The organism is Lactobacillus juensis (genome assembly GCF_036246285.1).
In the GTDB taxonomy this organism is placed as follows: domain Bacteria; phylum Bacillota; class Bacilli; order Lactobacillales; family Lactobacillaceae; genus Lactobacillus; species Lactobacillus juensis.
Genome location: NZ_BTTS01000004.1, coordinates 1 through 20,671, shown reverse-complemented (window position 1 = coordinate 20,671; position 20,671 = coordinate 1). Strand labels below are relative to the sequence as shown.

At 34.8% G+C, this 20,671-nt stretch carries 21 protein-coding genes, 2 tRNA genes, 1 rRNA gene and 1 pseudogene; 7 read left to right on the top strand and 18 right to left on the bottom strand.

The window, feature by feature from the left end; translation table 11 throughout:
• Positions 1-190 precede the first annotated feature (190 nt).
• From AAA926_RS09185 to AAA926_RS09165, 5 genes are all read right to left on the bottom strand, one after another.
• The gene (locus AAA926_RS09185; protein ID WP_306269669.1) at positions 191-1,417 is read right to left on the bottom strand and encodes a tyrosine-type recombinase/integrase; all 1,227 of its coding nucleotides are present in this window, start codon (positions 1,415-1,417) and stop codon (positions 191-193) included.
• A gap of 59 nt (positions 1,418-1,476) precedes the next feature.
• A complete protein-coding gene (locus tag AAA926_RS09180; RefSeq protein WP_306269667.1) occupies positions 1,477-1,665 on the bottom strand; it encodes a hypothetical protein in 189 nt (62 codons plus the stop codon).
• Complete coding sequence (locus AAA926_RS09175; protein WP_306269665.1) at positions 1,646-2,251, bottom strand: replication protein; 606 nt, start codon at positions 2,249-2,251, stop codon at positions 1,646-1,648. The genes AAA926_RS09180 and AAA926_RS09175 overlap by 20 nt, the downstream gene beginning before the upstream one ends.
• Positions 2,252-2,376: 125 nt before the next feature.
• Positions 2,377-2,955: a hypothetical protein gene (locus AAA926_RS09170; RefSeq protein ID WP_306269663.1), complete on the bottom strand. Its 579-nt coding sequence runs from the start codon at positions 2,953-2,955 to the stop codon at positions 2,377-2,379.
• Between the two features lie 38 nt (positions 2,956-2,993).
• Positions 2,994-3,968 (bottom strand): SEC10/PgrA surface exclusion domain-containing protein, encoded by a 975-nt coding sequence (locus AAA926_RS09165; protein WP_306269661.1) that lies wholly within the window; start codon positions 3,966-3,968, stop codon positions 2,994-2,996.
• Positions 3,969-4,116: 148 nt separating this feature from the next.
• Between AAA926_RS09165 and AAA926_RS09160 the strand changes: the two genes are divergently transcribed.
• Positions 4,117-4,314 (top strand): YlcI/YnfO family protein, encoded by a 198-nt coding sequence (locus AAA926_RS09160; RefSeq protein WP_370466839.1) that lies wholly within the window; start codon positions 4,117-4,119, stop codon positions 4,312-4,314.
• A 305-nt stretch (positions 4,315-4,619) separates the two neighbouring features.
• Here AAA926_RS09160 and AAA926_RS09155 read toward each other — a convergent pair whose 3' ends face one another.
• The 4 genes from AAA926_RS09155 to AAA926_RS09140 form a co-directional block, all read right to left on the bottom strand.
• Positions 4,620-5,204, bottom strand: a complete 585-nt coding sequence (locus AAA926_RS09155; RefSeq protein WP_338212359.1) for a hypothetical protein — start codon at positions 5,202-5,204, stop codon at positions 4,620-4,622.
• A 4-nt stretch (positions 5,205-5,208) separates the two neighbouring features.
• On the bottom strand, positions 5,209-6,285 hold the full coding sequence (locus AAA926_RS09150; protein ID WP_338212358.1) for an AAA family ATPase: 1,077 nt from the start codon (positions 6,283-6,285) through the stop codon (positions 5,209-5,211).
• Positions 6,286-6,293: 8 nt separating this feature from the next.
• Entirely contained in the window at positions 6,294-6,608 is a 315-nt protein-coding gene (locus AAA926_RS09145; RefSeq protein ID WP_306269653.1) for a hypothetical protein, read from the bottom strand.
• Positions 6,609-6,671: 63 nt separating this feature from the next.
• On the bottom strand, positions 6,672-7,154 hold the full coding sequence (locus AAA926_RS09140) for an RNA polymerase sigma factor (protein WP_306269651.1): 483 nt from the start codon (positions 7,152-7,154) through the stop codon (positions 6,672-6,674).
• 274 nt (positions 7,155-7,428) lie between these two features.
• Here AAA926_RS09140 and AAA926_RS09135 point away from each other — a divergent pair, with 274 nt between their 5' ends.
• From AAA926_RS09135 to AAA926_RS09125, 3 genes are all read left to right on the top strand, one after another.
• Positions 7,429-8,550, top strand: coding sequence for a hypothetical protein (locus AAA926_RS09135; RefSeq protein WP_306269649.1), 1,122 nt, complete (start codon positions 7,429-7,431; stop codon positions 8,548-8,550).
• A 144-nt stretch (positions 8,551-8,694) separates the two neighbouring features.
• Complete coding sequence (locus AAA926_RS09130) at positions 8,695-9,879, top strand: hypothetical protein (RefSeq protein WP_306269646.1); 1,185 nt, start codon at positions 8,695-8,697, stop codon at positions 9,877-9,879.
• Positions 9,880-9,893: 14 nt separating this feature from the next.
• Complete coding sequence (locus AAA926_RS09125; protein ID WP_338212357.1) at positions 9,894-10,847, top strand: Bpu10I family restriction endonuclease; 954 nt, start codon at positions 9,894-9,896, stop codon at positions 10,845-10,847.
• Positions 10,848-11,055: 208 nt separating this feature from the next.
• Here the strand turns inward: AAA926_RS09125 and AAA926_RS09120 are convergent.
• Both AAA926_RS09120 and AAA926_RS09115 read right to left on the bottom strand, forming a co-directional pair.
• Positions 11,056-11,128: transfer RNA gene (locus tag AAA926_RS09120), tRNA-Thr, on the bottom strand.
• 68 nt (positions 11,129-11,196) lie between these two features.
• The gene (locus AAA926_RS09115) at positions 11,197-11,955 is read right to left on the bottom strand and encodes an NADPH-dependent oxidoreductase (RefSeq protein WP_338212356.1); all 759 of its coding nucleotides are present in this window, start codon (positions 11,953-11,955) and stop codon (positions 11,197-11,199) included.
• Between the two features lie 140 nt (positions 11,956-12,095).
• Here AAA926_RS09115 and galE point away from each other — a divergent pair, with 140 nt between their 5' ends.
• A complete protein-coding gene (gene galE / locus AAA926_RS09110) occupies positions 12,096-13,088 on the top strand; it encodes a UDP-glucose 4-epimerase GalE (RefSeq protein ID WP_338212355.1) in 993 nt (330 codons plus the stop codon).
• A gap of 37 nt (positions 13,089-13,125) precedes the next feature.
• Here galE and AAA926_RS09105 read toward each other — a convergent pair whose 3' ends face one another.
• Positions 13,126-13,674, bottom strand: a complete 549-nt coding sequence (locus tag AAA926_RS09105; RefSeq protein WP_338212354.1) for a GNAT family N-acetyltransferase — start codon at positions 13,672-13,674, stop codon at positions 13,126-13,128.
• A 185-nt stretch (positions 13,675-13,859) separates the two neighbouring features.
• Between AAA926_RS09105 and AAA926_RS09100 the strand changes: the two genes are divergently transcribed.
• Both AAA926_RS09100 and AAA926_RS09095 read left to right on the top strand, forming a co-directional pair.
• A complete protein-coding gene (locus AAA926_RS09100) occupies positions 13,860-15,230 on the top strand; it encodes an amino acid permease (protein WP_338212353.1) in 1,371 nt (456 codons plus the stop codon).
• A 229-nt stretch (positions 15,231-15,459) separates the two neighbouring features.
• Positions 15,460-17,148 (top strand): annotated as a pseudogene (locus tag AAA926_RS09095) (IS1182 family transposase); the annotation flags it as partial.
• Here the strand turns inward: AAA926_RS09095 and AAA926_RS09090 are convergent.
• The 6 genes from AAA926_RS09090 to rrf all read right to left on the bottom strand — a co-directional run bounded on the left by AAA926_RS09090 (position 17,146) and on the right by rrf (position 20,663).
• A complete protein-coding gene (locus AAA926_RS09090; protein WP_338212351.1) occupies positions 17,146-17,508 on the bottom strand; it encodes a DUF956 family protein in 363 nt (120 codons plus the stop codon). The pseudogene AAA926_RS09095 and the gene AAA926_RS09090 overlap by 3 nt on opposite strands.
• A gap of 6 nt (positions 17,509-17,514) precedes the next feature.
• On the bottom strand, positions 17,515-18,429 hold the full coding sequence (locus tag AAA926_RS09085; protein WP_187155042.1) for a PTS system mannose/fructose/sorbose family transporter subunit IID: 915 nt from the start codon (positions 18,427-18,429) through the stop codon (positions 17,515-17,517).
• Positions 18,430-18,456: 27 nt separating this feature from the next.
• On the bottom strand, positions 18,457-19,266 hold the full coding sequence (locus tag AAA926_RS09080) for a PTS mannose/fructose/sorbose transporter subunit IIC (RefSeq protein WP_187161169.1): 810 nt from the start codon (positions 19,264-19,266) through the stop codon (positions 18,457-18,459).
• 17 nt (positions 19,267-19,283) lie between these two features.
• Positions 19,284-20,294, bottom strand: coding sequence for a PTS sugar transporter subunit IIB (locus tag AAA926_RS09075; RefSeq protein ID WP_046331630.1), 1,011 nt, complete (start codon positions 20,292-20,294; stop codon positions 19,284-19,286).
• A gap of 169 nt (positions 20,295-20,463) precedes the next feature.
• Positions 20,464-20,536, bottom strand: a tRNA-Asn gene (locus tag AAA926_RS09070).
• Between the two features lie 10 nt (positions 20,537-20,546).
• Positions 20,547-20,663, bottom strand: a 5S ribosomal RNA gene (gene rrf, locus AAA926_RS09065).
• Between the last annotated feature and the right edge of the window lie 8 nt (positions 20,664-20,671).

Below are 20,671 nucleotides of genomic sequence, written 5' to 3'. Positions count from 1 at the left end.
CACAGCTAAAATCGTGTTCCGTATTGTGTGCATAATTATCTTTAATAAACAAAAAATAACCTTAACTTACCAACAGAAAACGCTGATATATCAAGGATATTTAATCTAACATAAACTTCTGAATGCTGATTGCCACTCCAGAAGCTAGCTTAACATTCTTTATAAATCAACGTTTCTTTTGAATTTTTACTTATTTTTGTGCCAAATTAAGTGTCAATTTTTCAGACCATAGCATACTCATTTGGTTATCCATATCTGGATCAATACCAACATAAGTCTTCATAAACATTTGCAAAGAGTGACCCATTCTTTCAGCAGCCCAAGGATAAGACATGTGAGGTGTATTAGCCAAGTTCGTACACATTGTGTGTCTAAATGAATATGCACTTAGCCTTTTACTATCAGATTTAATATCCAGTCTATTGCAAATCTGCTTCAGCATGTCATTAATACCATGTTGTGTAATTGGTGCATTTTTGCCTTTAAAATCATGTAAGTTCAAGAAAATCAAGTCCAATGAATTCTCACAATTATGTTTTTGTAAATATTCTTTTTGCTTGTCTTTGAACACCCGCAAAAGTTCAATTACTTCTTCAGGTATTGGAACAAGTGTCCTTGAATAACCTTTAGGACGAGCTTTTAACGACCCATTAAAGCCTTTAATATAATCAGACCATGAATCATTAATCTTAAACGTACAAATACCACTCTTACGAACAATATTTTTAAACTTTAAGGCTTGTAATTCACCGATCCGCATACCAGTGTAGCTTTCAATTAGAATAGCTAAACGACCAGTCCAATTAGGAACAAAATCACTTTTCTTCAAATCAGCAATAATTAAATTCCTAATTTGTGCTAATTCATTAGGTGTAAAGATATACCATTCTTGCGTAACTGAAAATTCACTTTGTCTAAAAAATAATTTTAAAGCTCTTTCAGGAACAGGATTTTCTCTAATCACTTTTCCTTCAATAGACTTAAAAAAGTTACGCATTTGCACCAAGCGTTTAGCAATGTTTGAAGAATTACTTACAGTCACGTTATGTTTATCAACATAATCATGAGCATAATCTTCCACTATTTGTGTAGTTACCTGATTAATTTTAGTTTTACCAAAATATTTCTTAAAAGCATTTGCGGAATCTTGCCAAGTTTTCAGAGTTACAGGACTAATAGTTTTAGACCGTTTATCAACATATTTTTGAAACTCATCAGCAAAAACAGCTTTGCCAATATTAATATCTACGCCACCTTCATAGTCAGCCCACATTTGATTTTCAGTCAGGACAGCTTGTCTTTTACTGTCAACATATTGAGCCGGCCAAGCTATTCTTTTGCCAGTAGTTTTCTCTCTTGGTTGAATTCTTACTAACCACTTACCTACATGTTTACCAGAATCAATTTTTTTAATCATTGTTACTCCTTAACTAAAAGGAGTGAAACAGTGTTCACTCATATTTTACTATTAATTAGTTATTTAGACCATAAGTTTTGTTGATGATAACCTGCTTGTCGCAACCAATTTTCTACTTCATCAACTAAGTAATATGCTCTTCCACCCTCTATTTGATGATAGGGCATACCTGCTTTTCTAAATTTATATAGCAAGGTTGTACTAAAGTTAAAAGTACTGCATAATTCTTTACCGTTCAGAACCTTCATTAGCTTTAGCCTCCTCACGATTACTAATTAGACTATAACGTCTTGAATCTAAATACCTAGAAATAAAATATGCTCTCTTAATAATGAAACTAAGGAGTTCAGGATCATGTTTACGTGCATAATGCGTTAAATCTCTAAATTCAATAAAATTATGCTCTTCAACAACGTCAATTACTTTAGCATTAACTTCATCTGGATTTTGTTCCATCAAAAATTTATTTAAATCAAATCCTGCACCACTTTCAATATCTTTAACATTGTAAGGTGTTTTAGCTGGATTTTCTGCATGAGTAAAATAGTCAAACATTCCTTTAGGCGACATTACCACTTCAACATGAGCTGGACCATGCAATTTGCTACTAATTAGTTCAGAAACTTGTGAATAGCTCTTTAATGAATCAAAATACAGTGCACCGTGCTTGTGTGCTTTTTTAATTTCTCCTGTTTCTAAATTTATATCCTTATCATGCCATGGACTTAGCACAAATGGAACATGTATTTGCTCAAGCACTTCAAGATAATTTTTAGGCGCACTTTCCCTATAAATTAAAAATGCCCATTTACTAGATCGTTGTTCTTTCTTCATAGTTAATCAGCCTCCTACACATAAGGAGTTTTAGACTATAAAATTCGGAACTAAGTTTATCTTTTACGGCAACCAAAAAAGGAAACAAGATTTAACTTGCTTCCTAAAAAATTTAATAAATACTATTAATCCATTCCTTCAATATTTATTTTTAATGATTTCTTACTCAAATGACATTTCTTCAACAACTTCTTGCCAGTTTTCCTAGAAACTCGATGATTAAAACGTGGCTCAAGCCAATCTGTTGGCGCTGTTTGTGCCAATAAAACCTTATATTTTTTTCCTTTATAAGAAACATTTTTTACAAAATAAGTAATGGAACCTGAAGCACTCATAAGATTACCGTCCTCATCCTTCATGATTGCTAATTTGCCGTTATGTTTTTCTACAGCAATTTCTTGAACCCATAGACTGTATCCACCATTGCTCAATTTATCCCAGCGTGCATCAATTACTCTACCTAGCATTCCCCATTCCTTAATTGATTGACCATTTTTGGTAACTTTAAGCTTGGGGCATCCTGGGCAATACCATGTACCTCTGAGAGCTTTAGGTGTATCTGGGAACTTAATATCTTTAGTAGGTACTTTAGTTATTGTATTCACGTCAATATCTGCATTAACCTGCTGTATTTGAACAAAATTAACAGCACATATTAATCCTAAACCTGCAACTGTTGTTAATAAAACTTTCTTTAACTTCATAATTTTTCCTTTCTCTTTATCTTTAATATTACAAATTTTTACGGTTTAAATGTCGTACCTGTTCTTGCAGCCATTTCACCCGTATAAAGTGATGATGGTATATCTATAAAATGATATGTAAAATCACCATGAAGACGTGAAATACTTAATGCGAAATAATGTGTTTCATTATCCTCATTTTCGTTACCTGTTCCTGTTGTCAATAACTGGCTAGCAAAAGTCCAATCTGTAAAATCTTTTTTACTAACATAATTCGAGTCTAGCGTACCAAATATCCATGATTCAAGATCAATATAAACAAGTTGCTTGAGATATAAAATAGTATCTTTTCCACTATCATCCGCTTCAGTTCCATCATAATTATCAATATAGTTTTGATCAATGTTTAAACCATTTTTTCGACTAGCACGAACAATTCCAACATCATAAGCTGTATTATCAAAAATTGATTTCTTATGTTTGATGTATTCAGTTGCAATATCGTTAGCTAATTTTTGTGTGTTATCACTTGTAAGCCATGGTTTCAATCCAAGGGTGCTTCTAGCTTCATTAATCAGCCTTAAAGTAAAAGAAGTTAGCTCTTTTGTCTGCTCAAAGGTTAATTTATTTGGATTAACCTTTTTAGTATCTCCAGAACTATCAAGTGCGCCAGAATCGCCAAAATTATTTATTCGCATTCCTTTCATACAAGCCTTAATAAATGCAGGGCTTGGATTTGATACATACCCTCCCTCAACTTTTTCTATATTGTTAGTGTTTGATATTACCTTTTTTTCATAATGAGCTGCTTCTCTAAGACGCTCGCGTGTATAACCTTTAGGCAAAATTAATGTCGCCTGTTTAATCTTTGGTTTCTTAGTACGCCTTTTCTTAGCATGATGGACTTTTTTACTAGCTGCATTTACCACAACGGGCCTAACATCAGATTTTGAAATTATTTCAAAACTTGAGCCAATTGCTGCTGCTAATACACCAACTACTGTAACATTTCTAACTATTTTTATAAATTTCATTATATTCCCTCTATAATTAATCAAAACCTATTTTATTTTTATTCAATCTGTATCTAATCCTTTCTTTAATTACTTCACGTTTTTGCAATACTTTTCAATTGCATTTTGCAATGCATATTTATATCAAATTAGCTTTTACAATAAAATCATGCAGGAGGTAATTAAATTGACGTTCATAATACGACCTAACCGCAAAGAAACTGAAAACAAAACTGTCAGGTTTCCTTTGCAACTTGTTGAAAAAATTGAGCAAGCTATCAAAGGAAAAGATGTTACTTTTTCAGGATTCGTAATTCAAGCATGTGAATATGCCCTTAATCACCTAGAACAAGACCCTAAAAAGTAATATATAAAATCCTTCAATAATCATATTTTACTACTAGCATTGCGTATTGCAATTTAAATTTCATCAAAATTATATTCAGAAAGCAATTAAATGTTATGGAAGCTTCGCATTTTTGCCACTTTATTAGTATTACAGTTGCTTTATTTTCTATTCGTATAAAGAATATTTTGTTATTTAAAATAATTTTGATTATTGATTACTAATCGACTGGGGGTCGTAGTATCCCCAGTCGATTAACTGAATACAAAAAAGGCAGTGCCTGCGGCTTTCACTACGTGAGCCACGGCACTGCCTTTTTTTAAACTTTATTTTCTATTACCAGTAATACATAAATTTTTACCAACTCTCAAAGGCTGGGAAAAATAATATTTACTATTTTTACTTGCGATCTCATCCTTTATTTGCGATTGAATACTTCCTAATATTGCTTGAGATTGTTGAGTTTTAGGAATTGGTATCATCACAATTATTGTATTTTTTTTAATGTCAACAATACTTCCACTTACAGCTTCATTGAAACTCTCAATAACTGAATTTATTACATTGGCTTGCTGCTGTCCATTGTTTGTGGTTTTCTGGACAACTTGACTCTGTTTTAAAAAGCCTCGTATTTGAATTGTTTGCCAAATTGATTTAAACCAATAGAGCAAGCTTTTATCTCTTATTCTTATTATCCACTCTATCCCAATTAGAATGAAAAGAATAACTAATAAAATTATGCCAACTATTAGACTATAAGACCCTACCCTTTTAATGACTTGAGCCATTTGTTTACCAAATAAATTAGGTAAACAAATTTTTATTAGCCAGCCAAAACAGATAGTTGGAATGCTTACTAAGCTAAGAAATATATTTAAATTGTATGTATATATAAAATAGGATTTTTTCATTGAATTATAGGATACCTTTCTTTGTAAAATATGTTGGAAAAAGTAATGGTAAGACTTGATATGGTTTTTCATTGTCAATTACTTGAATTAGCCCTGTTCCCTTACCAATAGGTATTACAATACCTTCAGGGTCTAAATCCGGGTAAAGAAATTGGGTAGTTTTTTTGTTGATGTTACCTATCTGGATAAGAACATTAAGTTGCTCCCTAACTGATATTGGAATCGTGTTGTAGTCAAAACGCTGACTTACAAGAAACAAATGTACCTTTGTAGCTCTACCCATCAAGGCAATTTGAGATATTAGCGAAAAGAACGCTTCTTTAATAGACTTATTAACGCCTTCAGTAAGTGCTAAAACTTCATCTATCACTATTGTTAAATGCTTAAAATTTTGTTTTGAGTTTTCATAAAGCATTGCTTGACGTTGTTGAATTGTCTTTAAACACTCACTCAACCGTTCGTTTACCTCTGAAACAAAATCCGATTTAGACCGATTTGGTTGCGGATGTATCGCGGCTATCCCATTTTCTCTAGCCCAACGACTTGGTGTATCAAATTTTGGATCAACAATAATCAAATCAGAAATATTTTTTAGCATACTTAGAAAATACGTTAATGCATAAGACTTTCCCGATCCTGAATTACCTGCAATAGCAATTGAAGTAACCTTGCCATAATCAATTGCTAAATTCTTCATTATTGGTATTTTTGTACTCTGATTTTCTTGAGCAAATTGCTCCAAATCTGGTATTATCAGCCGTTCCGAAATACCTTTACGCCACGGAAAAAACAAGCCTCTCTGCGTATGTATATCATCTGTATCTATTGGTACAAAATACGCTGTATTCTGTTTCAACAATGTATAACATGGATATAATGCTGCGTTAGCAATTATAAAGATCTTCTGGTACAGCTCATCATCAATGAGGTAGCCCGAAGGCAACCTCGGTAAAAACAAAAATCCTTGTTCTTCAATTTTACAATCAAAGCTATTAGTATAACTTGATTCTCCTTGTATTTGATTAGATAAAGCCATATTCAAGCTCTGCAGCAAATACTGCTGTAATTCCTTAGTAGTCATAACCAACCTTACTTAACCTCCTTAAATCCATCAGCCTTAAAGTAAACATTATAGTTAACTTCACACGCTTGTAAGTTGTCAAAACTTATAAGTGACATATATTCAGGTAACTTCACTTTTTCTGGAAACTTAACGGTAAACGGCGGTAAGCCCTTTTGGGTAAACCATGCTTTATAAGCTGCCACATCGTCCGTTGGTTTGCCATTTTCAAAGAGTACCTGCTCTTCTAATTCAGTACTAAGTAACCTTATTGGTTGTTTAGTATCTATATAACTATTAGCTATTTCGGTGGAGTATCCACCCTTCTTATTTGAAATCTTCATGATGAAGATCCTCCTTATGATTAATTCTGAACTCGATTTTCGAGTTCTCACTTATATGGACTTTTAAGCAACCATATCCGGAGATTTTTCGATATTTTCATTTAATTTTTTTCGAAGTTGAAGCAAAGCTTTATCTAAATGGCTTTTTACAGTCTTATCACTTAGTCCTAAATATTTTGCCAATTTATTATTGGCTGTTCCATACAAACATTTTTCAATCACAATCGTTCGATCAATCTCAGATAGAGACATTAACGCTTCTATTAGTGAAGCAACTTTTTCTTCTTTCAAAATATAATCTAGAGGTGTCAAAGCTGCACTAGATATAAAACCCAAAAATTCATTATTAGCATATTTATAATTAAGACTAAGCAAGCCATACTTTCTGTCTTTACGATATTGATTTTCTTGTATTTGATTAAACAAGTGATCTACTCTACTACATAAACGTTGCACTTCTTTTTCATTGTGCTTCTTGCATGCAACTTTTAATTCATTGATAACGATCTTAATATTTACAGTTCTTTTTTCTTCTACTTTGCCCATTGTGGTTCCCTTCCGTCAGGCGAACAGAAAAGAACAAAAGTGATACCAGAAATTCGGTCTAAAAATTAACAAACGATATTCACCTTTTGTCCTTAACCGTCCTTCTGGTGGCGCCACCATATCTGGACTTAAAAATAATATCCGTAAAGCCCTTTCGAACTTTACGGATATTATTCTATGATTGTTTAATTTTCTAACCAATATTATAATTTTAAATAAATATAGCAAATTTTATTTTTATAAATATCATTGACAAATAAAAAAGGAGAAAAACATGACTCTTACCAAATTTTGGCTAGATAATATTTCAGACCGAATAATAAAAGCAAAAAATGAACGTAAATTATCGCAATTAGATTTATGCGATGATACTGCTCTAATTAGCTGTATTGAACACCACAAGTTTAAAAAAAATAATTCTACTTTCATTCCCGATGAACCTTTGGGACAAATTTCAGAAAGATTAGGCTGGAGTAAATTTCAAACCATTTATGGAAGCAAAAAAGAACTAACAAACTTTATAGACAATATATTTGAAAAAGTAATTCATAATTTTAAAGTCAAAAATTACGATGGTGAAACAAACAAAGAATTTATCGAAATAGATACTTCATTATTACCAGTAACTCAAAAATTAATTGAAGCACTTTTTTCTGATGCAGAATTTACATGGCATTGGTATGCTGACAAAGATTACTCATCTAGCAAGCTTGGTACTGACGAATATAATACTGACTTTTTCCCTACTTATATTTCAGACAATACTTCTGGTTATTTCGATGACTCTGCACAAGACTTCTTTGAGCGAACTAGAAAAACTTTTTTATATTCTTATGAACGCGAATTTATACAAAATGAAGAAAAGATTAGTCTTAAAAACTTTGATAAAAAAGTTACTTCATGGGTTATTAAAAATTGGCCTAAGATAATAAAAGATCAAATTAAAATTGATAAAAACAATATTCTTTTCTTGATTGGATATGATGTTAAAGATATTCTCGATGAATCTAACCTTCCCAAAAGGTTAGAGCAAGAAACAATAAAGCTTGATAGTTCATTTATAAAATTTTATGAATCAACCAAAAAAGATAAAAATTTTCTAGACAAAATTAAAACAGAAAAAAAGGACTTTTTAATAGCATCAGAATTAATACACAAATTGGCAGATACCTATAAACAAAATGCAGCTGCCTTGCGCGATATGCAAATTGAACTAATGCCTAAATTTTCAAAAGTTTACAAACAAAACGCTAAAGCTTTGCGTGATATGCAAGATACTTTACGCACAAAAATGCCTAGAACTTTCAAACACTACTTTACAAATCACTGGCCCCATTTTGCAGACAGAGATACCTCTTTAAATGATCTTGCAGATGTAGACTTTTTTGTTGATTAATAATTTTGTATCAATCTTATATACTCTATTCTATATAAGTAACTACATTTCTAGTTATGAAATCCTTTAAAAATCTCAAGCTATGATAAGATAGAATACGTAATTTTAACTTTTGAATAGAAATCAACTTGGAGTCAACACAAAATGAAAACTAATTATTATAAAATAATCTCAAAGCCTATTAACCATTCAATTATGGAGCAGTCACTTCTTGATGTAACTGACAAACACAATAATAGTTTATTCCCTTGGCGAGGACAATTTACACCAGATTTTGCTGTAAATATGATTTCTACTTTTAGTTCAAAAAACAGCATATTACTTGATCCTTTTGCTGGTTCAGGAAACTCTTTATATGCTGGCATACTTAATAAAATTCCTTCATTTGGAGTAGAATTAAATCCTGCAGCTTTTTTTATGTCTAATTTTTTTGTAATGGCTAAATTAACCATTGAGCAAAGAAAAACAATAATAAATAAAGTACAGCATTTGCTAGACTCTTGTTTATTCTCAGACCAAATAATTTCTATAATTTTAAAAGATATAAACACTCAAACTGACAACATAGTTAAAACTCTGGAGTCTCTTTTAATAGTATTACTAGACATTAAAGATAAAAGCAAAGTAAACTACATAGAAATTGAAAAAAAGTGGTCTCAAATTAGTGAAAAAATTATGGCTTTACCTGTATTTAATAAAGATATTAAAGTATACAGAGGAGATATTAGAAGCATTCATGCTTATCCAAAAAAGCCAAATTTAGTTTTCACATCTCCTCCATATATTAATGTTTTTAATTATCATCAAAATTATCGTAAATCAGTAGAACTTTTAGGTTATAATGTGCTTAATATAGCAAAAAAGGAATTTGGTTCTAACAGAAGAAATAGAAGTAATAGATTTAAAACTGTTACTGAGTATTGTATTGATATGTCACTCTCAATTAATTCAATACTCAATTCAATTCAATTCAATTCTACTATTATCTTTGTTATTGGTAGACAATCTAATATTCTAGGTATTCCTATCTATAATAGCAATATTGTAAATAGCATATTTTCGTCCATATTCAACTTAAGTTTAAATATACATCAAGAAAGAAAGTTTACCAATAAATTCGGCAATATTGTATATGAAGATATACTGCACTTTAAATATAATAAAAAAAACAAATTAGCAGTTGAAACCATAATTGATCAAGCAAAAATATTAGCTAAAAATGTACTTCAAGATGCATTGGAAAGAGCTAAACACAGTGATGAAAAAATAATTACCTTGTTAACAGAAGCCATTAATGGCGTTGAATCAATAAATCCATCACCGAACTAAAGAGGGAAAATAAAATGAAAAATAAGTTAGGTATTCATGGTCAAAAAATAGACTCTGCAATTAACAACGAAAAAGTTCCTAAATCAGATAAACAAAGATTAAAAAGTGCATTAAACACATATGAAGCCTGGGCTAATAATTTAGATAAAATTGACCCTTCAAAAGAAAAGCTTGAAGTTGCTATTAAAAAAATGGTACGCCTTTTAAATGATTATAAATTAGAATTGGATTATAATACTATTTTTTGTAGTGATACTACTTTCCTTTATCGTCAAAAGGGTCAAATTAAGTTAGATAATACTGTAATGGAAGAATTTTTACCTATTTTTGTTAAAAAATGTCTTCAAATTTCTCACCCAAACTTATTTAATGGTAATGATGCACTAGATATAGCAAGTCAAACTAAAACATTCTCATCACTTAGATTCAATTCAAGTTTAGTAAATCCCGGAATTGCTGGTAGTCTTAAAGTAAAAACTAAGGACCAAGATTTCGCCTTAAGCAGAAAGTTATTTGTTCATGCTTCTTTTGATAAAACATTTTCAGATCAAGCAAAAATAGAAAGTAATACCTTAAATCTAGGTTATGTTGTAGCGGAATTAAAAACAAATTTAGACAAAACAATGTTTCAAGAAGCTTCAGCAACAGCATCAGATATTAAACATTCAGTATCAAAAGCACATTACTACTTACTGTGTGACTTTTTAGACATGACTCCAATAAGTACAGCTACTACTGATATTGATGGGGCATTTATTTTAAGGAAGGCGAAAAGAATTTCATCTGATAAGCGAAAAGAATTTAGTAATCCATCTAATCGCAAGAAAAACAGAAATTGGTATAAAAATTTTCTTCAATCTCATCCATATGACTATCTGCTATTCGAAAAATTTTTTAAAAGTATTGATAAGCAACTTAATGTTAAAAATCCTTTAATAGACGATGTTTTAAAAAATGGTTATTTTTAAAGTTTTATAATTCTTGGCACAAAAAATAACGGGCATAAAGCCCGCTATATCAACAACTGTTCCACTCCAAAAGATTTTTCTGACACACAGCAAAAAACTGTGTGCCATTTTTTGTGCCAAATTACTTTTATTAACTAAAATCAGCCTTTATTTATCTTCGAAAAACGTTGATAAATCAAGGCTAATTAATCTATGTGATTCTTAAAAATGCTGATTGCCAGAATCGAACTGGCGACCTTTTCTTTACGAGGGAAACGCTCTACCAACTGAGCTAAATCAGCAACTTTTTACAACGTTTAAATTATACCAAAACAAAAAAAGTCGTGCAATCGAATGCGCGACTTTTATTTTATTTCCAATCTAGGCAAAGCTCTTGCTTGTGCAGCAATTTTGGCAACTCGTCACGGTCAATTCTCTTATCGTTTAACTTGTCACCAGTTATTTGCTTGGTAAAAGAATCAATACGTCTATTAGCATCCCGCAAGTCATAGTAAGTGGTAACGACTTGGTCATAGTCTTTCAAGTCTGCCACTTTAAAATCACGCGGATACTCATTTTCAAAAGTAGTAAATGCTAGTGGCAAGCGCGGTTTCAATTGCGGTTCTTGATCAGGAATACCCACTTGCATCCCTAACGCTGGAAATGTCAGCTTAGGCAAGTCTAATACGTCTAGCATTTTTAACGGGTGATCATTAATGGTGCCAAGAGGCACATAACCTAAATTCATACTTTCAACAGCATTAGCCACATTTTGCCAAGCAAGTAATGTGTCATCCATCCCCTGAAAGAAAATATCCGTGGTATGAACACGTCCGTCATCTTTACCTAACTGGCGGCGAATTTGTTGGTTGCGGTATAAATCAACTATAAAGATAAACAAATCTCCTTCAGCACCAACATATTTTTGGCCGCACAATTCTCTGATTTTTGCCCTTTTACTTTCATCAGTAATATGAAGCATTGTCGCATTTTGCATAAACATGCTGGTCGCTGTATGTTGAAAAACTGTGTACAAAGTATTTAATTGCTCTGCACTTAGTGTTTGATCTTTAAATTTTCTGATAGAGCGATGATTAATTTGCTGGTTAATTGTGGAATTATGAATCATTTTGATACTTCTTTCTAGCTATCTTACTAAAAGTAACTGTATTGCAAAATGATTTTACTGTCAATAATTGTCTTTTAAATTAACAGACTGTGCTAAAATTTAGACAGAAGATCATTACCATATAATAATTGGAGGAATTTATGCGTGTTTTAGTTATCGGCGGTGCCGGTTATATAGGCTCAGTAGCAGTTAAAAAATTAATTGAACAAAATAATGATGTTGTTGTCCTTGACGCTTTGTACACTGGACACAGAAAAGCAGTCAACTCTAAAGCCAAGTTTTACCAAGGAGATATTGAGAACAAGTTTTTAGTTAGCCAAATATTGCGTCAAGAAAAAATTGAGGCAGTTATGCACTTTGCTGCATATTCTTTAGTGCCTGAATCTGTGGAAAAGCCACTGAAATACTATGATAATAACGTTTCAGGTATGATCGCACTCCTAGAGGCCATGAAAGATGCCGATGTAAAATACCTCGTCTTTTCTTCCAGCGCTGCCACATACGGCATCCCTAAGAAATTGCCAATTACTGAAGATTCACCGCTTAATCCGATTAGCCCTTATGGCGAAACCAAAGTAATGATGGAAAAAATCATGCATTGGGCAGATAAAGCTGATGGTATCAAATCAATTGCACTACGCTATTTCAACGTTGCTGGTGCTGCAAGTGATGGGTCAATTGGAGAAGATCACTCTCCGGAAACGCATTTAATTCCTAATATTTTAAAAAGTGCTGTCAGTGGCGATGGTAAATTTACTATTTTTGGTAATGACTACGACACTAAAGATGGCACTAATGTCAGAGATTACGTTCAAATCGAAGATCTCATCGACGCGCATGTACTGGCACTAAAATACTTAGTTAAAACCAACAAATCCGATGTTTTCAACCTCGGAACTGCTCACGGCTATTCCAACTTAGAGATCTTACAGGCGGCTCGTAAAGTTACCAATATTGAAATTCCATATACTATGGGACCACGACGTGCAGGAGACCCTGACAGTTTAGTGGCCGATTCAGCTAAAGCCAGAACTATTTTAGGCTGGGAGCCACAACACGAGAGCGCTGAAGATATGATGGCAAGTGCTTGGAAATGGCATCAAACTCATCCTCAAGGATACGAAGACAAATAACAAAATTGCTGGTAAATTTTACCAGCAATTTTGTTGATTAGTTTTTAGGATTAAATGTGATATATAACTCCATATCACAGAACTTACCGTGATACTTAACTTCATCTTTAAGCCTGGCCACATATTCAAAATGCAGCCTTTCAGCAATGGCTCTACTAGGTTTATTATTATGATCTGCCAGTAATTTAATACTATGTAATCCAAACTGGTTGAATGATACGTCTACTAACTTTTTAACGGCATGGGTCATTATTCCGTTACCCTGATATTTTTGCCCCAGCCAATAGCCAATTTCGCCGCTTTCATTTTTTAACTTAATATTGTGCAGGTCAACCATTCCCGCTGGTTTGCCATTGACAAGAACAACTAGTACCAGTTTCTTATAATTAGCGGTGTCAACTCGCATTGCCTTAATAAAATCAACTTCATCTTTGACACTCGCAATCTTACCTGCCCAAGGTAAAAAATGTGCCAGCTGATCACAGTCATGGACAATAATTTCGTATAAGGTTTCCGCATGACTGACTTCCGGTAATACCAAACTAATCTCCAAGTTGTTAACAGTAAATTGGCCAATGGTAAACATTAAATCTTCCTCCTTAATTTATTTTTAATAAAATATATGATACTACAATTTGTCTTTAAATAAAGCCCTTTTTAACATAACAAAACTTACAATTTGACCAAATTTTATTTTGTTAAAAACATACGCTTTTGTATAATGCTATAATTTAATAATGTAACTAATTTTTAAGTATTTGGAGTGATTTAATGAGCGAAGAAGAAGAAAATAACGGTTCTGGTTACGAACGAACCTTGACAAACGCGCATATTCAATTGATTGCCCTGGGTGGGACAATTGGTACAGGTTTATTTCTAGGTGTAGGTAATAGCATTAGACGAGCCGGTCCCAGCGTCATTTTAATTTATGCCATTGTCGGTATTTTCTTGTTTCTACTAATGCGAGCTTTAGGTGAGCTCATAATTTCAGACTTATCTAAGCATACCTATATTGACTTTATCGAAAAGTACTTGGGTAAAAATATCGGGTTTATTTCTGGTTATCTCTACTGGATTAGTTGGGTTACCTTGGGTATGGCGGAAATGACAGCCTTGGGAATATATTTTCAATACTGGTTTCCCGATTTGCCTACGTGGGTACCTGGTTTAGTAACCATAGCTGTTTTGCTATTTATCAATTTGCTTTCTGCCCGTCTTTTTGGCAATCTAGAATTTAGTTTTGCCATAATTAAGATTGTGACGGTTATTGCCTTCGTGATTTTAGTAGCCTATTTATTAATAACTGGTGGCAAAACCTCTTTTGGACCCGTTACTCTTGCTAACCTATCCACACATGGTGGCTTTTTTGCTAAAGGCGGCACCGGGTTCTTTTCCGGCTTTCAAATGGTTATCTTCAGCTTTGTTGGCGTTGAACTAGTCGGATTAACTGCTGCCGAAGCCCAAAATCCTAAGGTAACAATTAGAAAGGCTATTAATGAGGTTCCAATGCGTATCATTTTATTCTATGTACTGGCCATTATTGCTATTTTAGTAGTGATTCCCTGGGATAAGGTGGCTACAAATTCCAGTCCGTTTGTGCAGACTCTAGCAGCAACTGGTATTCGCAATGCCGGTTCAATTATCAACTTTGTTGTTATTTCAGCAGCTGTTTCTTCAACCAATAGTATTCTTTACAGTGCAGGCCGGTTATTATTTTCTGTTACTTTTAACGGTAAGGGTAAATTTAACCAGACATTTGGTCATCTAAGAAGACAATTACCACAAAATGCTTTAACCTTATCAGCCTGCCTAATGGCCTTAGCACCTTTTGTTATCATTGTCATCGGCAATGAGGCATTTAATTTTATTTCTTCAACCTCCACCAGTATGTTCTTAATTATCTGGTGCTTGATGCTTTTAACCCACATTGCTTACCGCAAAAAAACACCGGCACAAGAACTTACCGATTTTAAAATGCCTGGTTTCCCTTTCTGGGACTATATCACCTTGATCTTTTTTATTTTGATGATTATATTACTGCTGATTTTGCCTGAAAACAGGATTTCCATGATTTCAGCACTGTTAATCTTTATAGTTTTGTCAACCCTGTCTAAAATTTGGCACGAAGAAAAGAAGGCATAGCAATGCAAGCTTTGAAACAGAAATTGTTGGTGAATTGGGTGTTGTGGAAAAAATAAATATTAAAAGCAAGAATTAAGTAAAAAAGTGTCTGGGAAAAAACTAGTTCCCAGACTACGAAAAAAGAACGATGATTTCCTCACGGATTTCATCGTTCTTTTGCTATACTTTTAGCTTCTGCCTTGATATTATTAAATCACCACAAAATAAAAACAAAAAGGTGGAAACTAACATGTACAAAGATTATATCACAGGCCAAACTGCTTTAACACTTAATTTAGACTTTACTATTCCTAATAATCACTTAGCGACCGTGATTGGCTGGTTCGTTGACTCGATCCCAGAAGAAGTTTTGCTGGGTGATACTGCCAAAACTGGGCGACCTGCTTATCACCCGGCTATGATGTTGAAGATTTTGCTCTTTGCTTATTCTCGCAGAGTGTTTTCAGGCAGAAAGATTGAGCTGCTGCTAGCAGAAAATCTGCCGATGATGGTATTAGCTGAGCACCAGCAGATTTCATATCATACGATCAATAACTTTAGATCAAGCGACCACGCTAACGAATTGGTTAAGAAAAGCTTCCTTTACTTTGCTAATCTTTTAGAGGCAGAAGGCCTGATCAATGAAGGGGCGCTCTTCATTGATGGCACAAAAATTGCAGCTGATGCTAATCGCTATACTTTTGTTTGGCGCAAGGCGGTCGAGAAGTTTCATGAAAAGCTAAAGGGTCAAGCAGCAGAGCTTTATGACGAACTGATTGCTAAAGAAGTCGTTAAAGCAATGGCGCAAGAGCAAGTGCAGACCAGCCAAGGTTTGACCGAACTAGCGCGTGAAACCGAAGCTGAGATTGAAAAACTGACTGAGGAAATTGCGCAAGAGCCTAAAGTCATTCCTGGCGGTTCTCCTAAAAAAGCCAGAAGACGTGGTCTTAAGAAGCTGCTTCATCAGCTAAAAAAAGATTATGTTCCTAGAATGAAGAAATATGAAGAAGCAGAAAAAATCTTTGCCGGGCGCAATAGTTATTCCAAGACAGACCATGACGCGACTTTCATGCATATGAAAGAAGATCATATGAAGAATGGGCAGCTCAAGCCAGGCTACAATATTCAAGCAGCGACTACGAATCAATATGTAGTTGACTTTGCTTTGTATCCTAATCCAACTGACTTTAAGACCCTAGAACCATTTCTAAAACAAATGACGACACTGGATAAGTTTGACAAGATTGTCGCCGATGCTGGTTATGGCAGTGAATATAACTACTCACTGCTAGAAGACAAGTATTCAAATAAAAAGTACTACATTCCCTATACTATGTACGAAAAGGAACAAACTCGGAAATATAAGAATGATCCGACTAAGCTGCTTAACTGGTTCTATAATGAAAAAGACGATTACTACCTTGATCAAAATGGCGTTAAATTCAACTTCAAATATTATAGCCAGCGCCAGGAGCGCTCGACTGGTCAAGTACGTGATTTTAAGGTCTATGAAGCAGATGAAGTACAACTAACGCCGGAACTAGAGCAATTGGCAAAAACCAAAAGCGGACATCAGCGCCAAGTACGCTATAATCCTAACTGGCAATACTTAAAAGAAAAAGCCAAAGCAGTTCTCCAAAGTCCCGAAGGCAGACACAGCTATAGCATGAGAAAGTATGATGTCGAGCCAGTTTTCGGGCATTTGAAGAACGTCTTTGGCATGCGCCGAACCCATTTAAGAGGGAAAAAGAAGGTAGAAACCGATGTTGGAATAGCCTTCATGATGATGAATTTAAGCAAATATTGGCACAGAAGATGGCCTAAGGACCATTCTTTTTTATTCAAGAATAAAAAGAGACAGAAAAAGACGATCAAATTAAGAGTTAAATTGATCGTCTTTTGTTATCTGGGATTTAGTTTTTTCCCAGACACCTTTTTATTTATGCATTATTCTTCTTTTGATTTTTTGCCACAATCCAAGTGCCTGCCGCATTCTATTGGCGGGGACATACTTACGAATAGCGCGCAAAGTTTTTTTATTATTACGTGTTGTAAAAATAAATTTTCCGTTTGCACGAGTGCGAATTTCAAAACGAGGTATATAGCGTCCATGGAAATAAACATCCGCCACCACATAGGTAACTTCTGACCACGGAATCTGGACATAATCAGAGATGTTGCGGTCATTATAGAATTCAAATGCCTTATCTCCGACCATTACTTTTCCGTATGTAGATAACGAGCGAAACCAAGTCGCATTTGTCGTTAAATCAACTTTGGTGTTACTTGATTCAACCATTTTAGATTAAAGCACATGCAGAACATGCAAAACGACACCAACAATGAAGATGGCAATAATAATTACGATTGGTGAAACTTTCTTCTTTAACAACCACATACACAGGAAAGTCAAAAGTAGTCCAGCTAAACCAGGGATTAAACTATCCAAGTTGTTTTGCAAAGTAGTAACTTTAAACTTGGTTAAAGATAAGCCATTTGCCTGATCAATTAAAGCTTGTTGAATACCTTTAGCACCGGCTGGAAGTGAGCCCCAATCAATATAGCCACCCTTTTGGACAGGCGTCTTTGAAACAATCGGAGTGAACTTAATGTTAACCCAGCGTTCAATCAGGGAGCCTAAAACAAACATACCCATCATCGAAGCTCCACGGGTTACCTTTTGCAATAGACCACCAGACATATCATTAGTAATCGCAGAACCAGCCTTGTAGCCAAATTCCTGTGTGTACCACATGAAGGCCAATCTAATTACGTTCCAAATAACGAAGAACAAAATTGGTCCTAAAATATTGCCTTGAATAGCCATTGAGGCACCTAGAGCACCAACAATTGGCCGTACAGTGTACCAGAATACAGGGTCACCGACACCGGCTAAAGGTCCCATCATTCCGACCTTAACACCTTGAATAGCTTCATCTTCAACTTTAGCTCCGTTAGCCTTATCCTCTTCCAAAGCTAAAGTAACACCGAGAATTGGCGATACTAAGTAAGGGTGAACGTTAAAGAAGACCAGGTGTCTCTGCAAAGCTGCAGCCATATCATCTTTTTTAGGATAAAGTTTTCTTAAAGCAGGAATAAGTGAATATGCATATCCACCATTCTGCATTCTTTCGTAGTTCCATGAAGCTTGCAAAAATTGTGAGTGCCACATAACTTTGAAGCGGTCGGCTTTAGTTAATTTTATTTTTTTATCAGCCATTATAAAATCCTCCTCTTAAATATCACTCTAATAGTCGTCTATGATATCGCCGAGTGGATCGCCGGTACCTTCATCATCAGAATTTGAACTGCTGTTATTGCCACCTTTTGACTCTAATGCTAAATACATGAGAGCCATTGCCAAACCAATGGCACCCAAAGCAATCAAAGTTAAATCTTTAATAGCTGCTAAAGCAAAACCGATAGCAAAGAACGGCCAAACTTCACGGCTGGCCATCATGTTGATCACCATTGCGTAACCAACGGCAACAACCATGGCACCACCGATTGACATACCATCACTTAGCCATGCTGGCATTAAACCTAGCCAATATTTAACAGTCGATGCTGGAATAGCTAACAGCAATGCAGCTGGAATGGCAATTCTTAATCCTTGCAGACAAACGTCAATCCATTGCCACATATTAATTTTACGCCAATTACCTTTTTTAGCATCTGCGTCCATAATGTGCACAATACCAGTAGAAATTGTCCGCACAATCATAGTCAAAAAGAGTCCAGCAACGGCCAGAGGCATCGCAATACCTGTAGCCATCCCAATACCCTTTGTTCCTTGACCACTTTGAACCAAAATAATAGCCGACGCCACAGAAGCTAAAGCAGCATCAGGCGCAACAGCGGCACCGATATTAGCCCAACCCAAGGCTATCATTTGTAAATAACCACCTAGGATAACACCTAAAACCAGATTTCCGGTTACTAGGCCAATTAATGTACAAGCAACCAATGGTTGATGAAATTCCCATTGGTCTAAGATGCCTTCCATACCTGCAAGAAAGGCAACTATGACAACTAAAATCATTTGAATAGCGTTCATTTTTTACTCCTATTCTCTTACTTGTTTTGCTCGTCAAGCAAACTTTGAGCTTTATTTAAAATAGCTTCCATATTGCCTTCTTTATCAGTTGGAACTTTCCGCACATCGTACTTAACTCCCATTTTTTCAAGTTCGTGGAAAGTATCAACATCTTCTTGATTCATAGACAATACATTGTTAGCATTGACATCTCCAACTTTATAGGACATTGAACCAACATTAACTGTTTTAATGTCTACACCTGCTTTTATCACTTTTAAAACATCTTCTGGATTTTCAAAAAGTAGTAAGGCGTGCGTGTTACCAAAACGGGGATCCTTAGCTATCTCAACTAACTTGTTCAACGGTACAGTGTGCGCTTTAACACCTGCAGGTGCAGCTTCACGAATCATGCTTTTACGCATTTCGTCTTTAGCTACATTGTCTGAAACTACGATAACCCGGTCTGGATGCATAGTTGGTATCCAACCAGTAGCCACTTGGCCGTGTAATAATCGTGAATCGATCCGAGCTAAAACAAATTTAATGTGACCATCACCAACAACAGTGCCTTCCGGGATAGTCTTCTTTTTAGCTGAAGATGCTGTTTGTGCCTGCGGTTTTGTACCTGCAGTTTCCTTTGGCATTAATTCTGCCGGCTTGGTTTTAATACCATCTTTTGCTGGCTCAACAACAGCTGTTGCAATTTGATGAGCGGTAATGTCAGGGTTTGTCATCCTCTGAGTTAGAGCTTCAACAACCATTGGTAAATTCATACCAGTGACAACTGCCCAATTAGGATGCTTTTCAAGCAGAGTATTAGCTTGATTAAACGGCGTACCTCCCCACAAATCAACTATTAACAGTACTTCATCCTGATTTTCAAATGAAGTTATTGCTGTTTCCATTTTGCCCCTTATATCATCTGGCCCTTCATCAGGCTTTAAAATGACATGAGCAAAATTGTCTTGTTCGCCAAACAGCATTTGCGCAGACTGCGCAATTCCATCGGCAAATCCACCGTGGCTGGCTAAAACAATTCCTACCATGAGATTTCCTCCTTTAGATAAAATGTATCCGCTAATATTGTACCGTGAAACAGGCTCTGTGTCACTTTCTCTAACTATTGCCTAACATTTTTCTAATATATTAAAACTAGCCTTTTATGGTTAATGAATAGAAAAAAAGAGGACCTTCAGGTCCTCTTCTCTTTGCTCGCTCCGGCTGTCAGACTCGAACTGACGACATCTTGATTAACAGTCAAGCGCTCTACCAACTGAGCTAAGCCGGAATGCTAAAAAGCACGGCAGCGTCCTACCCTCGCAGGCAGTCTCCCACCAACTACTCTCGGCGTGAAGAAGCTTAACTGCTGTGTTCGGCATGGTTACAGGTGTTTCCTTCTTGCTCTTGCCACCGTACTTTTTTT

Coding starts and splice junctions, on each gene's coding strand:
- AAA926_RS09085 (WP_187155042.1), bottom strand. CDS start 18,429: ATGGCTGATAAAAAAATAAAATTAACTAAAGCCGACCGCTTCAAAGTT.
- AAA926_RS09175 (WP_306269665.1), bottom strand. CDS start 2,251: ATGAAGAAAGAACAACGATCTAGTAAATGGGCATTTTTAATTTATAGG.
- AAA926_RS09080 (WP_187161169.1), bottom strand. CDS start 19,266: ATGAACGCTATTCAAATGATTTTAGTTGTCATAGTTGCCTTTCTTGCA.
- AAA926_RS09150 (WP_338212358.1), bottom strand. CDS start 6,285: ATGACTACTAAGGAATTACAGCAGTATTTGCTGCAGAGCTTGAATATG.
- AAA926_RS09160 (WP_370466839.1), top strand. CDS start 4,117: ATGCAGGAGGTAATTAAATTGACGTTCATAATACGACCTAACCGCAAA.
- AAA926_RS09170 (WP_306269663.1), bottom strand. CDS start 2,955: ATGAAGTTAAAGAAAGTTTTATTAACAACAGTTGCAGGTTTAGGATTA.
- AAA926_RS09105 (WP_338212354.1), bottom strand. CDS start 13,674: ATGTTTACCATTGGCCAATTTACTGTTAACAACTTGGAGATTAGTTTG.
- AAA926_RS09140 (WP_306269651.1), bottom strand. CDS start 7,154: ATGGGCAAAGTAGAAGAAAAAAGAACTGTAAATATTAAGATCGTTATC.
- AAA926_RS09125 (WP_338212357.1), top strand. CDS start 9,894: ATGAAAAATAAGTTAGGTATTCATGGTCAAAAAATAGACTCTGCAATT.
- AAA926_RS09155 (WP_338212359.1), bottom strand. CDS start 5,204: ATGAAAAAATCCTATTTTATATATACATACAATTTAAATATATTTCTT.
- AAA926_RS09165 (WP_306269661.1), bottom strand. CDS start 3,968: ATGAAATTTATAAAAATAGTTAGAAATGTTACAGTAGTTGGTGTATTA.
- AAA926_RS09090 (WP_338212351.1), bottom strand. CDS start 17,508: ATGGTTGAATCAAGTAACACCAAAGTTGATTTAACGACAAATGCGACT.
- AAA926_RS09185 (WP_306269669.1), bottom strand. CDS start 1,417: ATGATTAAAAAAATTGATTCTGGTAAACATGTAGGTAAGTGGTTAGTA.
- AAA926_RS09075 (WP_046331630.1), bottom strand. CDS start 20,294: ATGGTAGGAATTGTTTTAGCCAGCCACGGTGGATTTGCCGATGGAATT.
- AAA926_RS09115 (WP_338212356.1), bottom strand. CDS start 11,955: ATGATTCATAATTCCACAATTAACCAGCAAATTAATCATCGCTCTATC.
- AAA926_RS09135 (WP_306269649.1), top strand. CDS start 7,429: ATGACTCTTACCAAATTTTGGCTAGATAATATTTCAGACCGAATAATA.
- galE (WP_338212355.1), top strand. CDS start 12,096: ATGCGTGTTTTAGTTATCGGCGGTGCCGGTTATATAGGCTCAGTAGCA.
- AAA926_RS09145 (WP_306269653.1), bottom strand. CDS start 6,608: ATGAAGATTTCAAATAAGAAGGGTGGATACTCCACCGAAATAGCTAAT.
- AAA926_RS09130 (WP_306269646.1), top strand. CDS start 8,695: ATGAAAACTAATTATTATAAAATAATCTCAAAGCCTATTAACCATTCA.
- AAA926_RS09100 (WP_338212353.1), top strand. CDS start 13,860: ATGAGCGAAGAAGAAGAAAATAACGGTTCTGGTTACGAACGAACCTTG.
- AAA926_RS09180 (WP_306269667.1), bottom strand. CDS start 1,665: ATGAAGGTTCTGAACGGTAAAGAATTATGCAGTACTTTTAACTTTAGT.